We start from the raw sequence: 13,302 nt of genomic DNA, 5'->3' as shown, positions 1-13,302 counted from the left end.
GTAGGCGATGAGGCCCTGCTTCACGTCGTCGCGGTCGGGCAGGCCCAGGTGCTCCTTGGGCGTCACGTAGCACAGCATCGCCGTGCCCATCCAGCCGATCATGGCCGCGCCGATGGCGCTGGCGATGTGGTCGTAGCCGGGTGCGATGTCGATGGTGAGCGGCCCCAGCGTGTAGAAGGGCGCCTCGTGGCAGTGCTTCAGCTGCTCGTCCATGTTGGCCTTGATCTTGTGCATGGCCACGTGGCCCGGCCCTTCGATCATCACCTGGACGCCGTGGTTCCACGCTACCTTGGTCAGCTCGCCCAGGGTGCGCAGCTCCGAGAACTGGGCCTCGTCGTTGGCGTCGGCGGTCGAGCCTGGACGCAGGCCATCGCCCAGCGAGAACGACACGTCGTAGGCGCGCATGATCTCGCAGATGTCCTCGAAGCGCTCGTAGAGGAAGTTCTCCTTGTGGTGGGCCAGGCACCACTTGGCCATGATCGAGCCGCCGCGCGAAACGATGCCGGTGACCCGCTTGGCGGTCATCGGCACGAACGGCAGGCGCACGCCGGCGTGGATCGTGAAGTAGTCGACGCCCTGCTCGCACTGCTCGATCAGGGTGTCGCGGAAGACCTCCCAGTTCAGGTCCTCGGCCACGCCATTGACCTTCTCCAGCGCCTGATAGATCGGCACCGTGCCGATCGGCACCGAGCTGTTGCGGATGATCCAGTCGCGGATGTTGTGGATGTTGCGGCCGGTCGACAGGTCCATGACCGTGTCGGCGCCCCAGCGCGTGGCCCAGACCAGCTTGTCGACCTCGTCGGCTACGGTGGAGAGCACCGCCGAGTTGCCGATGTTGGCGTTGATCTTGACCAGGAAGTTACGGCCGATCGCCATCGGCTCGAGTTCGCCGTGGTTGATGTTGGCCGGGATGATGGCGCGGCCGCGGGCCACTTCCTGGCGCACGAACTCGAGCGTCACGAAGTCCGGGATCGAAGCGCCGAAGTCCTCGCCGTCGCGCACGCATGGCCGGGTCTGCTCGCGGCGCAGGTTCTCGCGAATGGCGACATATTCCATCTCAGCCGTGATGATCCCGGCGCGGGCGTATTCCAGCTGGGTGACCAGCTTGCCCGGCTTGGCGCGATAGATCGTGCGGTTGGCGTCGGGGAATTCGGGAGCCAGGTGCTTGCCCTGGGCGAAGCCGTTGTCCTCGGGTTTCACCTGGCGGGGATCGGTGACGATCTCGACGTCGCCCCGGGCCACGATCATGGCCTCGCGCGTGCGCGGCAGGCCCTTCTCGATGTCGATGGCGACCGACGGATCCGTATAGGGGCCCGAAGGATCGTAGACGGTGACCGGCGGCTCGTTGGCCGACGGGTGGACGGCCACCTCGCGGAACGGCACGCGCAGCTCGGGGAACAGCTCGCCAGCCTGATAGACTTTGCGCGAGCCCGGGATCGGACCCGTCGAGATCGTCTCGGCCACGGACTTGATAGTGGTCTGGATATTCATTTCGGGCGCTCCTCAAGCTTCAAGGAGACCCGGACGTGTCGTGCTTGAGTCGGTCTGACGGACGGAATGTTAGGCCGCGTCCGCGTTCCCTCCCTTCGCCGGCATGACCCGGATCAGGTTCTACGGGTCAGGGCATTCGCCCAATCTCAGCCGCGCTAGCGGCCCCCCGGTGAACAGAGGTCGGACACTAGGCGCGTTGACGTGGAGGTCAAGCGCCGCAGCGCATCGCCGATCACGAAGCCGTCATCGATGTATCCTTCGACCGCCCCGGCCCGAATGGTCGCGGGACGGCCAGGACGGAGAATGGGTCTCCGCCGCGGCCAGTCTTGGACCATCGGCATGACGCCTTCCTCCCTCTCCCAACCGGATCGTCGCGCCCTGTTGCTAGGCGCCTTGGGCGTCGGTCTCTCGACCGCCGCCCCCGCCCTGGCCCGCGCGGCTGTCCGCAACGTCGTCCTGGTCCATGGAGCATGGGCCGACGGCTCCTGCTGGAGCGACGTCATTCCGCGCCTGCAGGCCAAGGGGTTCAATGTCACGGCGGTGCAGAACCCCCTGACCTCGCTGACCGACGACGTGGCCGCGACCCGGCGCGCCCTGGCGCTGCAGGATGGCCCGACCGTGCTGGTCGGCCACTCGTGGGGCGGCGTGCCGATCACCGAGGCCGGTCTCGACCCGAAGGTCGCCGCCCTCGTCTATGTCGCCGCGCGCGCGCCGGACGCCGACGAGGACTTCAACGCCCTGGCGGCCAGATATCCGACCATGCCGGCCCGGGCGGGTGTCGTGACCCACGACGGATATTCCTGGCTGACCAAGGACGCCTTCGTCCGCTACTTCGCCGGCGACGTCGAACCCGCGCGCGCCCTGGCGCTCCACGCCGTCCAGCAACCGATCGCCGCCAACCTGTTCGCGGGCCGCACCACGGTCGCCGCCTGGCGCGAGAAGCCCAGCTTCTACGCGGTTTCGGCCAACGACCAGACGACCAATCCCGATCTCGAGCGTTTCCTGGCCAAGCGCATGGGGGCGACAACGATCGAGCTGCCATCCAGCCACGTGTCGATGATCTCTCACGCCCAGGCCATCGCCGACCTGATCCTCAAGGCGGCTGGGTGACCTTTATTTCACTTGCGGGCGGCGGCCAGTCGGGCGATCCGACAACCAGCGTTCTCCGGAGATCCGTCCATGGCCGTCCGCCCCCTGGTCCTGTCCGCCCTCTGCGCCCTCGTCGCCGCGCCCGCCTTCGCTCAGGAGGCCTATCCGAAAAGGATACCCGCCTCCGGCGGCGAGGTGATCATCCCGACCGAGCGCCAGCAGAAGTCCTATGACGAGATCAAGTACGCCCCGGCGCGCCGCGTCGGCGACATGCTCTACGTCTCGGGCGTCATCGTCGGACGCGCCCAGGACGAAGGCACGGATCCGGAGTCGTTCAAGAAGCAGGTTCGCCGCGCCTTCACCGCCCTGGACAACACCCTGAAGGCCTCGGGCGCCAGCTTCGACGACGTCGTCATGATCAACAGCTTCCACGTCTGGGAAGGCCCCGACCAGCCCGCCCCGCGTCGGGAGCAACTGGCGATGATCAACGCCGTGAAGAGCGAGTTCATCAAGGGCCCGAACCCCGCCTGGACCGCCGTCGGCACGACGGGGCTGCTGGCGCCCGGCGGGATCGTCGAAATCCAGCTGATCGCCCACATTCCGCCGAACTAGGCTCTAGAGGCTCGCCGCCGAGAAGGTGTCGCAGGCCGAAGGATCGCCCTGATCATAGCCGCGCGTGAACCACCGCGTCCGCTGGGCGCTGGAGCCGTGCGTGAAGCTGTCCGGCACGACCCGGCCTTGCGTCTGCTTCTGCAAGGTGTCGTCGCCGACGGCCGCCGCGGCCCCCAGGCCGTCCCGGATGTCGGCGCGGTTGATCACGATCTTGCCGCCCGAGGCCTCGCCCGCGTGCGCGGCCCAGACGCCGGCGTAACAGTCGGCCTGCAGCTCCAGCCGCACCGAACCGCTCTCCTGGCCGCGCGCGCCCAGGCGCCGGGCCTGCTGGTCGGCGCCGAGCAGGTGCTGCACGTGGTGGCCGATCTCGTGGCTGATCACATAGGCGCGGGCGAACTCGCCCCCCGCGCCGAAGCGGCCTTCCAGCTCCTGCCAGAACGACAGGTCCAGATAGACCTTCTGGTCTGCTGGACAGTAGAACGGCCCCATGGCCGAACGACCCGTGCCGCAACCGGTGCCCGTCGCCTGCTCGTAGAGCACGATGGCTTCCGGCGGCCGATAGTCGACGCCCTGTTGACGGAAGATCGGCGTCCAGACCTCGCGGTTCGAGGTTTCGATCACATCGACGAACTGGCCCTCGCGATCCGAGACCTGGCCCCGGACACCCTCCTGCTGGGCGGGCTGCTGCAACTGCTGCGTGGCCTGCATCGTCGTCTGGGGATCGATGCCGAACACGAAATAGCCGATGGCGGCCAGCACCACCGCGCCGATGCCGCCGCCAGCTATGCCAATCGATCCCAGACCACGCCGATCCTCGATATTGCCGGAACGGCGACCGCCTTCCCATTCCATGTCGGCCTCAGTCCTTCCTGGGTTCGCTGGCGGGCCGAATGGCCCGCATGCGTGCATTGCTTTCGGCGAGCGCATCCTGCGTCAGACGATCCAGCCGGTCCATGGACGCCGACAGGTCGACCGTTCCGCTCGCCGGGTCCGGCGTCCGAATGGCCGGCGCCGTCAACGGGAGCGAACCGAGCCCCGCTTCCCCGCGACCGGTGGCGAGATCGCGCAACAAAGCCTGTGTCCGGGCCCGCTCCTGGGCGTTGGAGGCCTCGATCTGATTGGCCAGGAGATCTCTTCGGACATCTTCCAAGGCGTGCGCCGCGGCGTTGCGCGCCTGGATCTCCCGCAGGCTTTGGGCCGCGGCGCCCCCGCCTAGGGCCGCGAGACCGACAGACAGAAGAAAGGCCTTACGCACCTTGGACTCCGAGCTCCTTATCGAGACGCCCAAGGTCGCCGGGCGACGTCAGGGACGTTTGACGGTGAAACGCGCGAGTTCGCCCTTCGGCGCCGCCCAGTCCGGTTTCAGCTCGGCGGCCTTGGTATAGTCCCTATAGGCCGCGCGAAGGTCGCCCAGGCCTTCATTGGCGAGGGCGCGGTTGAACCAGGCGCGCTCGGGATCCTTGACGCCCAAGCTCAGGCCCTTGTCGATCTGCTCCATGCCCTCGCGATAGCGCTCTTCGCCAACGAAGGTCGCGCCGCGGTTCACATAGGCCTCGCCAAGGTTGGGATCGATGTTCGAGGCCTCGTCGAAGTCGGCGCGAGCGGCGGCGAACTGACGTTGGCGCATCTGCAGCACGCCGCGGTTCACATAGGTCCGCGCGCGGTCGCGGAAGTTCAGGGTCTCGACTTCCAGGGCGGTGGTGCAGGCGAGCACGGCGCGGTCGTCGGCACGCCCTTTCAAGGCGGCGTCGGAGCACTCCTGGGCCGAGCCGCCGCCGATCACCAGAGTGGAGGCCAAGGCCGCTCCAGCAACGAAAAACGCCGCCGCGCCGAGCGCGGCGTAGGGGATCATCCGGGTCATGTCTTCCTCCCTGGAGCCGGTCGTTCGTCGCGCCGGCTCTCACGGCTGGAGAATACCACCAACACGCCTTTCGCGCCCACCTTCTCGTCGCGTTCGTCTCCAGCCGTGATAACAGGGGACGACTCCGTGAGAGACCGTCAACCATGCATCTCGCCCGCTTTCCCCGCGCCCGCTTCGCCCACCTGCCGACGCCGCTGGAGCCCTTGCCCCGCCTCGGCGCGGAGCTCGGGATCGACCTGTGGGTCAAGCGCGACGACTGCACGGGTCTGGCCGGCGGCGGCAACAAGACCCGCAAGCTCGAGTTCCTGCTCGGCGAGGCCCTGGCCCAAGGCGCCGACACCCTGGTGACCCAGGGCGCGGTCCAGTCGAACCACGTGCGCCAGACCATCGCCGCCGGCGCGCGCTTTGGCCTGAAGACCGAGGTGATCCTGGAAGAGCGCACCGGCTCCAAGGCCGCCGACTACATGGGCAATGGCAACGTCCTGCTCGACAAGCTGATGGGCGCGGCGATCCGCTACGTCCCGAGCGGCGCGGACATGGTCGCCGAGCTGGAGGCCACGGCGACGAGCGTGCGCCAGCGCGGGGGCAAGCCCTATGTCATTCCCGGCGGCGGTTCGAACACGGTCGGGGCGCTGGGCTATGTGGACTGCGCCCGCGAGCTGATCGTCCAGGCCGACCAGATGGACCTGAAGATCGATCGCCTGGTCACCGCCACCGGCAGCGCCGGCACCCATGCTGGCCTGGTCGCGGGCTTCGCGGCCCTTTCGGTCGACGTCCCGATCCTGGGCTTCGGCGTCCGCGCGCCCAAGGCCAAGCAGGAAGAGAACGTCTTCAACCTGGCCGTCGCCACCGCCGAGACGATCGGCGCGGCGGGCCGGGTCAGGCGCGAAGCCGTGGTGGCCGATTGCGACTATGTCGGTGAAGGCTATGGCCTGGTGGACCAGGGCGTCATCGACGCCTTGACCCTGGCGGCCCGCACCGAGGGCCTGCTGCTGGATCCGGTCTATTCGGGCAAGGCGATGAAGGGCCTGATCGACCAGGCGCGCAAGGGCGCCTTCAAGGGGGCCAAGGGGGGAGAGCGCGTCGTCTTCCTGCACACCGGCGGCGCCCAGGGTCTTTTCGGCTATCAAAGCGTACTGGAGCCCGCGCTGGGCTAAGGAGATCCCGATGAGCAAGGTTCTCGGCGTTCTGGGCGGCATGGGCCCGGCCGCCACCCTGGACTTCCTGGCCAAGTTGCAGGCCGCGACCCCGGTCCAGCGCGAGCAGGATCACCTGCGAGTGCTGGTCGACATCAATCCAAAGGTCCCCGACCGCAATGTCGGCGACGAGGACCCCGCGCCCGTGCTCGCGGCCATGGCCGAGGGTCTGCGCGAGAGCGGCGCCGAGGTCCTGGCCATCGCCTGCAACACCGCCCACGCCTATGCCGACGCCGTCCGGGCCAGCGGCCTGCCGCTCGTCGACATGCTGGAGGCCGCGGGCCTGGCCGCCAAGGCGCAAGGCGCGACGACGGTCGGCGTCCTGGGCACGGGCATGGCGCTCGGCCTCTATCGCGACCGGTTCTCGCACATGGGGCTCGAGGTGGTGATGCTGGACGATCACGAGCAGGTCGAGTTCATGGCCCTGCTCTATCGCATCAAGCATGGCGATCTCGGCGCGACGTCACGCGAGACCATGGCCGCCCTCGCTCACCGTCTCGTCGGCAAGGGCGCTCAGAGCGTGGTGGCCGGTTGCACGGAGGTGCCGCTGGTGCTGTCCTCGGCGGACCTGTCGGTCCCGTTCCTCGATGCGACCGAAGAGCTCGCGCGCCGCTGCGTGGCGGTGTGCTTGGCCCAGGCTCAGGACTAGCCGGCTCAAAAACGAAAACGCCCTCGGGCCTCTTGGAGACCCGGGGGCGTTGTCCTGTTCCCCAACAGGACGGCGTCGGCCGCTGCCCGGACAGGCGCGGCGGCGTCGCCTCGAAACTTTCGGGACAGGTCTTCGCCGAACGGCGTCCTCCAGGCAACGCGTCGCGCTGTCGCAGGAGGTCGCGGCCGGCGCGCTCTGGAGCGCGTTAGGTTTAAGTGTGAGCGCCGTTCGAACGCGCTCTAGGCGATCAGGCGCGCCTCGGTCGAGGTCACCTCGGCCAGCAGTCGGCCAAGCGCATGCTGATACAGCGCGATGTCATTCTGGTTTTGCGAGAGAAGCTGGCGATAGGCCTTCCGGCTAAGCGCCGCCTCGGCCGTGTCTTCGGCTCGGGTGACATTCAGTCGCGCGATGTTCGCCAGCCGCCCCTCGAATACGGCGTCCGCCCAGGCCAGCGACTCATACGGATGCTCGCAGACATAGAACCAGATCATCCCGTCGATCAGGGTTCGCGCCGCCGCCAGATCCTGCTCGTAGATCGGAGACCACCCCGAACCCGTCAGCTGGCGATAGTGGTGGTCGTAGGTGTGCAACACCACGGCCGGATCGTCGCAGGTCACGAAGTCGTCCAGCGTCAGGCGCTTGGCCAGGCTAACCGATCGCCAGCGCGGATCGCGGGCCTCGGCGTCGGTGATCTCCACGACATGTCGGAAATAGCGATACAGCGACACGACGCGGTCGACAGGCCAGCGGAAGTTGGTGGCGGCCGGAAGCGTCGGACCCACGATACGATAGATGTCGTGGCCGAAGTGGCCCGCATAGAGATCGTAGCCTCGGAACGCCTCGTAACGACCCGCGCGCTCGGCATGCTCGGTGGCGTCGTTCTCGATTCGCGGGCAACGGCGCTTCGCCGCGAACAGATCGCCCAGCGCGCTGACCACGGATGTGCCGCCGGCCTTTGGGTTGTGGAAGAAGAATAACTGCTCGAGCACACGACGCTCCGACCCGGCGAGGCGCTCTCGCCTCCTTGCTCACACGAGCCAGCGTCATCGTTCCGTCGTAAACTTTTCGTAAAAAGTTGTAGAAGGCGACAATTTCAATTCTTGGTTGCTCGGAAGCGTCGATCGGCCCTGATGGTTCGCGGCCGCCTCGAAGGGCCAAGACGCTTCAGGACGCGCGCCCCAACGCCGCGCGCACGACCTCCGGCGCATGGTCGATCACGCGCAGATAGGCCGCCAGGGCCGCGTCCAGCTTGGCGTCGCCCTGCTCCAGGTCCTGCAGCAGGCTTAGGTCGATGTGGAAGGTCGTCGCGAACTCGGCCTGCGAGAGCCCGGTGCGCCAGCGCACCGCCTGGACGAGCGCGCGGGCCGAGCGGGCGCGCGCGGGGGTGGCGCCTTCGTCGATCGCGGGGTCTGCATGTCTGATCATCGCTACGCTCCTGCACTGGCCGTCCAAGGCGGTCTTCTAGGCCGTCTCGATTGCAGAATTTCGACGGCTTTGAGTCAGGAAGTCGCCAGATCGTCGGCCGCCCCTGAAGCGCCCGTCTTGGCGAGGAACTCCGCGGTGGCCTCGATGGCCTCGACAAGCCCGACCCGCTGGATCGTAACGCCCTCGGGCAGGCTGGAGAACAGGCGTGTCGGCGCGGCGGCGTCCAGCATGACGAACACACCGCGATCATCCGCGCGGCGGATCAGGCGGCCGAACGCCTGACTGATCCGGGCCCGCGCCACGGCGTCGTCATAGCCCTTGCCGCCGAAACGCAGGCGGCGGGCCTTGTGCAGCACGTCCGGACGCGGCCAGGGCACGCGGTCGAACACCAGCAGGCGCAGGGACCGTCCCGGCACGTCGACGCCATCGCGGATGGCGTCGGTGCCCAGCAGGCAGGCGTCCTCCTCGGCGCGGAAGATATCGACCAGCGCCCCTACCTCCAGCGGATCGACGTGTTGGGCGTAGAGAGCCAGACCGTTGTCGGCCAGGGGCGCGGCGATGCGCTCGTGCACGGCCTTCAGCCGGCGGATCGCCGTGAACAGGCCTAGCCCCCCGCCGCCGGCCGCCAGGAAAAGCTCCCGCATCGCGGCCGAAACCTGACGCGGGTCCTCCTTGTTGACGTCGGTGACGACGAAGGCCCTGGCGTTGTTCTCATAGTCGAACGGCGAGACCAGCCGCAGCACCTTGGGCGCCGAGGGCAGTCGCGCCGCGCCGGTGCGCATTTCGGCCAGGGCGAACGGATCCTCAAGGGCCGGGTCGACCAGGGTGGCGCTGGTCACCAGCACCCCGTGAGCCGGCGACAGCACCGCCGCGCGCAGCGGCTCGGTCGGATCGACCCAATGGCGACGGCAGGCGGCGTCGACGACGCGGCCGTACAGGAAGGTGGCCTCGAACCAGTCGACGAAGTCCGGATCGGTCTCGCTAGGATCGACGTCGTCTTCCTCGATCGCCTTGAGGATCGAGCGCCAGGCCGGCAGGGTCATGCGGGCGCGACGGTCCAGCCCGCGCAGAGCGCCCTCGATGCGCGCCCGCTCGGATGGGGCCAGGTGCTCGGCCTCCTCGTCCAGCACGTCCTCCAGGGCGCGGGCCAGGGCCAGCAGCGGCGCCTCGATGGCGGCCAGGGCCTTGGCGGCTTCGGGCGCGCGCTCGCGAACCAGATCGGTGGCCGGCCGCGCGTCGCATTGCAGGCCAAGGTCCGCCCCGCCCCGCTCGCTGGTGCGGGCCCGCAACTGCTCGATCACCGCGACCAGGAAGTTCTCGATCGGTCCAATGGGATTGATCTGGCCATCCGGCGGCGCGACCCGACCAGACCAGCCCTCGCCAGGCAAGGCCGCCGCCGCGTGGATGGCCTGGCTCATCGCGCCCCGCGCGCCCTCGCGGTCGCCCAGGATGTCGAGCAGCCGCGCCTCCAGCCCCCGGCCACGCCGGCCGCGCCCCTCGGGCCCACGGATCCAGCGCCGCAGCTCCGCGGCCTCCGCCCCCGACAAGGCTGCGGAAAAGGCGCTGTCGGCGGCCTCGAACAGGTGATGGCCCTCGTCGAAGACGATGCGCTTGAGGCTGGTGGTCTCGTTATCGCCCTTCAGGCCCCGCGCCGTCCGCGCACCGTCGAAGGCGGCCTGGGTGAGCACCAGGGCGTGGTTGGCGATCACGATGTCGGCGCGCTTTGACGCCCGCACGGCCTTCTCGATGAAGCAGATCCGATAGTGCTGGCAGCCGGCGTGGATGCACTCCCCGCGCCGGTCGACCAGGTTCGAGGCGCTGGCCTGGGCCGAGGGCGGCACCGCCGACAGCGTCGGCAGCCAGGCCGGGAAGTCGCCGCCGGTCATGTCGCCGTCGCGGGTCGCCCGCGCCCATCGCGCCGTCAGGGCCAGGCCGATCAGGTCGCCATTGCCCAGCTGGGCGCCGTTGATCTGTTCCTGGAAGTTCAGAAGACAGAGATAATTCTCCCGTCCCTTGCGCACGACCGCCTTCCTGGCCCGCTCCTTGAGATCGGGATAGATGGAGCGGCTCTCGCGCTCGATCTGGCGCTGCAGGGCGCGGGTGTAGGTGCTGACCCAGACGGAGGGACCGTTGGCCTCGGCCCACAGCGAGGCCGGGGCCAGATAGCCCAGGGTCTTGCCGACGCCGGTGCCGGCCTCGGCCAGCATCATGCGCGGCTCGCCTTCCCGCTCGCGAGGCTGAAAGGCGTAGGCGGCCTCCTTGGCGAAGGTCATCTGAGCCTCGCGGATCTCATCCAGACCCGAACGTTGCAGCAGCTCGACCAGGCGTTGGCCGGCCCGCTCGGGATCGATCGGACGCGAACCGGGCTCGCCGGGCGGAGCCTGGTCCTCCCACTCCGGAAGACGCGCCCAGACGTCGAGGCCCGAGCCGCGAAACTGGTTGCCGACCGGGACGGATCTCAGGGCCCCGATGACCGCCGGTCCCCAAGACCAGCCAGCCTTGGCGAGCGTCTCGGCGACCGCCAGCGCCTCCTCCCGCGAGGGGACGGGGGTCAGGGCCAACTCGCGCAGAAGGGCGTCGGCGCTTTCGCGCAGGCTCTGGGCTTGCTCGGCCGCGCCGTGCGGTTCGGGCAAGCCCAAGGCCATCGCCAGGCCGACCGCCGAGGGAGCGCAGAACGCGCCGGGTCGCACGAAGGCCTGCAGCTCCAGAACGTCGAACAGGCGCGGGTTTCGCGAGGGCGGCGACAGGTTCAGGCGGCGCGCGGTCATCGCCGCGTGGGCCACCAGCACCGGGCCGTGCTCGAACAGGTCGCGGGCGTCGGGCGCGCGCAGCATCCGCCCCTCGCCGCCGCCATCGGCCACGCCGGCGCGCGGCCCGGGCAGGACGACCAGGGCCGGAGCCAGATCCAGAGTCGGCGGGAAGGCGGTCACGCGAGTCTGTTAGCAAAATAGCGCCGAAACAGAAAGGGAACGCTGCGAAACGCCGGTTGCCAATCCGCCCTGCCCCCCGAATACTTTCGCACAACCCCAAATGGAGCTGCGCCGTGCGCCATCTCGCCCTCGCCCCCTGCCTGCTCGCCTTCGCTTCGGCCGCGATGGCGGCGGAGGTCCCGCCGCCGACGATCGCGGTGATCGGCAGCGGTCGCGCCGAGCGGCCCGCCGATTACGCCCTCTTGAACTTCACCCTACGCGGTGAAGGCGCGACCTCGCCCGAGGCCGTGAAGGCGCTGGCCGGCGTCCAGGCCAAGGTTGACGCCAGCCTGCCCAAGCTGCCCGGCAAGCCCGCCACCGAGGCCCGCAGCACCAACCTCCAGATCCGCGAAGTGCGCGGCAAGGGCTGTGAGAACCGGGGCTATGGCAATCCCCAACTGACCAGTGGCGACTGCGCCGTCGTCGGCTTCGTCGCCACTCAGACCTTCCAGCTCCGAGTCACCCCGGCCACGAAGGCTGGCGACGCGGCGTCCTTGGTGGTCCAGATCGGCGGCTTCGACCTCAACGCTTCAGGCGGTGGCGTCTCCGACGAACGCGCGCTCGAGGACGCCGCGATGCGTGACGCGGTCGCCGACGCCAAGCGCCAAGCCGAGCTGCTGGCGGTCGCATCCGGCGTTAAACTGGGACCGATCATTCGCGTGCAGGACAATCAGGCCACGCCGATCGTTGTCACGGGCTCCGCCGTCAACGCGCCGCCGCCTCCGCCCCTGCCGGTCCCGCCCGTGCAACTGGCCTCGCCCCTCTCCTACGCGCCCCAGCCGATTGTCCGAACGGCCCGGGTCATGGTGACCTACGGCCTGGAACCGTAATCCGCTGGACGAAACAGAAGGGGAACATGCTATATCGCGGACGATGTCCGCAGGCGACGCCCTTCCCCCGAAGTTCCGAGACTGGTTCGCCTCTCGCGGCTGGGCTCCGCGCGCGCATCAACTGGCCATGCTGGACAAGGCCCGCGAGGGGCGCGGCGCCCTGCTGATCGCGCCGACCGGCGGCGGCAAGACCCTGGCCGGCTTCCTGCCCAGCCTGATCGAGTTGTCCGAACGCCCGCCGCGCAATACGCCGGCCGGGGTGCACACCCTCTACATCTCGCCGCTGAAGGCCCTGGCCGTCGACGTCGAGCGCAACCTACTCACCCCCATCCGCGAGATGGGCCTGCCGATCGTGGCCGAGAGCCGCACCGGCGACACCGGCGAGAGCCGCAAGGCCCGCCAGCGGATCCGGCCGCCGGACATCCTGCTGACCACGCCGGAGCAACTGGCGCTGTTCTGCGCCTGGGAAGGCGCGCGCGAGTACTTCGCCGACCTGCGCTGCGTGATCGTCGACGAGGCCCACGCCATCTGGCCGTCCAAGCGCGGCGACCTCCTGGCCCTGGGCCTGGCGCGACTGCAGATGTTCGCGCCGTCGATGCGGCGGGTGGGCCTGTCGGCGACGGTCGACGACCCGGACCTCGTGCGGAAGTGGCTGGGGTGGAACAGAGATCCTCCTCCGCTCGCGGGGGAGGTGTCGGCGGAGCCGACGGAGGGGGCGAACTGGAGGTCGGCCGCGCTGGCCCCCTCCGACCCTTCGGGCCACCTCCCCCGCAACGCGGGGGAGGAACTACGGGCGTTGGCGGCGCTCTATCCTCGGTGTTCACGGCCTAGAAGCCCACAAAATCAATCGCTTCCGACTTTTACGCGCTCCCGAATGATCCGCGTTCAAAACCGCCGCCATACTCTTCCTCACCCGATGGCTTGGAAGGGACGTCCGGCCGGCGATCGTGACGGCTGTCGGGGGTGGTCGAGCGGGATGGGTTCGGGCTGAAATCGCTCGGACGGTCCGGGGACCGGGTCGCCAGCCCGGCCCGCCCGCCGGGGGCCTCTTTCGGAAGCGGGTTAAGACCCCGCGCGTCGAGGGCTCACCGGATAACGACCGCGCGGAGCGTCCTGGCTTCGTCGAAACGGTACTCACTACCCAAACCTCCGGACGAACGTCCGGCGCTCCGCATCCCCT

The 13,302-nt window shown here is 69.0% G+C and carries 12 protein-coding genes, 1 pseudogene and 1 riboswitch; of the genes and pseudogenes, 6 read left to right on the top strand and 7 right to left on the bottom strand.

Annotation, left to right across the window (positions count from 1 at the left end; all coding sequences use genetic code 11):
• Positions 1–1,491, bottom strand: a 1,491-nt coding sequence (gene thiC / locus VJ655_RS10395; RefSeq protein WP_324110984.1) for a phosphomethylpyrimidine synthase ThiC, incomplete at its 3' end; no start/stop codon positions are given.
• A 73-nt stretch (positions 1,492–1,564) separates the two neighbouring features.
• Positions 1,565–1,670, bottom strand: a riboswitch (TPP riboswitch).
• 160 nt (positions 1,671–1,830) lie between these two features.
• Here thiC and VJ655_RS10390 point away from each other — a divergent pair.
• Together VJ655_RS10390 and VJ655_RS10385 are read left to right on the top strand one after the other, a co-directional pair.
• Positions 1,831–2,601, top strand: a complete 771-nt coding sequence (locus tag VJ655_RS10390; RefSeq protein WP_324110983.1) for an alpha/beta hydrolase — start codon at positions 1,831–1,833, stop codon at positions 2,599–2,601.
• Positions 2,602–2,670: 69 nt separating this feature from the next.
• A complete protein-coding gene (locus tag VJ655_RS10385) occupies positions 2,671–3,192 on the top strand; it encodes a RidA family protein (protein WP_324110982.1) in 522 nt (173 codons plus the stop codon).
• Between the two features lie 3 nt (positions 3,193–3,195).
• Here the strand turns inward: VJ655_RS10385 and ypfJ are convergent, their stop codons facing one another.
• The 3 genes from ypfJ to VJ655_RS10370 are packed head-to-tail and all read right to left on the bottom strand — an operon-like array spanning position 3,196 to position 5,053.
• Positions 3,196–4,044, bottom strand: coding sequence for a KPN_02809 family neutral zinc metallopeptidase (gene ypfJ, locus VJ655_RS10380; protein WP_324110981.1), 849 nt, complete (start codon positions 4,042–4,044; stop codon positions 3,196–3,198).
• Positions 4,045–4,051: 7 nt separating this feature from the next.
• Positions 4,052–4,447: a hypothetical protein gene (locus tag VJ655_RS10375; RefSeq protein ID WP_324110980.1), complete on the bottom strand. Its 396-nt coding sequence runs from the start codon at positions 4,445–4,447 to the stop codon at positions 4,052–4,054.
• Positions 4,448–4,495: 48 nt separating this feature from the next.
• Entirely contained in the window at positions 4,496–5,053 is a 558-nt protein-coding gene (locus tag VJ655_RS10370) for a hypothetical protein (protein ID WP_324110979.1), read from the bottom strand.
• Positions 5,054–5,196: 143 nt separating this feature from the next.
• On the opposite strand from VJ655_RS10370, the gene VJ655_RS10365 reads away from it, so the two are divergent.
• Together VJ655_RS10365 and VJ655_RS10360 are read left to right on the top strand one after the other, a co-directional pair.
• Positions 5,197–6,210 carry a D-cysteine desulfhydrase gene (locus tag VJ655_RS10365; protein ID WP_324110978.1) on the top strand — a complete coding sequence of 338 codons (1,014 nt, stop codon included), beginning with the start codon at positions 5,197–5,199 and terminating at the stop codon, positions 6,208–6,210.
• A gap of 10 nt (positions 6,211–6,220) precedes the next feature.
• Positions 6,221–6,898, top strand: coding sequence for an aspartate/glutamate racemase family protein (locus VJ655_RS10360; protein WP_324110977.1), 678 nt, complete (start codon positions 6,221–6,223; stop codon positions 6,896–6,898).
• A gap of 239 nt (positions 6,899–7,137) precedes the next feature.
• On the opposite strand, the gene VJ655_RS10355 is transcribed toward VJ655_RS10360, so the two are convergent.
• The 3 genes from VJ655_RS10355 to VJ655_RS10345 form a co-directional block, all read right to left on the bottom strand.
• Positions 7,138–7,887: a hypothetical protein gene (locus tag VJ655_RS10355; protein ID WP_324110976.1), complete on the bottom strand. Its 750-nt coding sequence runs from the start codon at positions 7,885–7,887 to the stop codon at positions 7,138–7,140.
• Positions 7,888–8,062: 175 nt separating this feature from the next.
• Complete coding sequence (locus VJ655_RS10350; protein ID WP_324110975.1) at positions 8,063–8,323, bottom strand: hypothetical protein; 261 nt, start codon at positions 8,321–8,323, stop codon at positions 8,063–8,065.
• A 74-nt stretch (positions 8,324–8,397) separates the two neighbouring features.
• Complete coding sequence (locus tag VJ655_RS10345; RefSeq protein WP_324110974.1) at positions 8,398–11,253, bottom strand: ATP-dependent DNA helicase; 2,856 nt, start codon at positions 11,251–11,253, stop codon at positions 8,398–8,400.
• A gap of 113 nt (positions 11,254–11,366) precedes the next feature.
• Between VJ655_RS10345 and VJ655_RS10340 the strand changes: the two genes are divergently transcribed.
• Both VJ655_RS10340 and VJ655_RS10335 read left to right on the top strand, forming a co-directional pair.
• Positions 11,367–12,122: an SIMPL domain-containing protein gene (locus VJ655_RS10340; protein WP_324110973.1), complete on the top strand. Its 756-nt coding sequence runs from the start codon at positions 11,367–11,369 to the stop codon at positions 12,120–12,122.
• Positions 12,123–12,165: 43 nt separating this feature from the next.
• Positions 12,166–12,903 (top strand): annotated as a pseudogene (locus tag VJ655_RS10335) (DEAD/DEAH box helicase); the annotation flags it as partial.
• Positions 12,904–13,302: the final 399 nt, after the last annotated feature.

This window comes from Caulobacter sp. (genome assembly GCF_035254145.1).
GTDB lineage: Bacteria > Pseudomonadota > Alphaproteobacteria > Caulobacterales > Caulobacteraceae > Caulobacter.
Note: the sequence above shows the minus strand (reverse complement) of the source record. Positions and strands in the feature narration are given on the sequence as shown.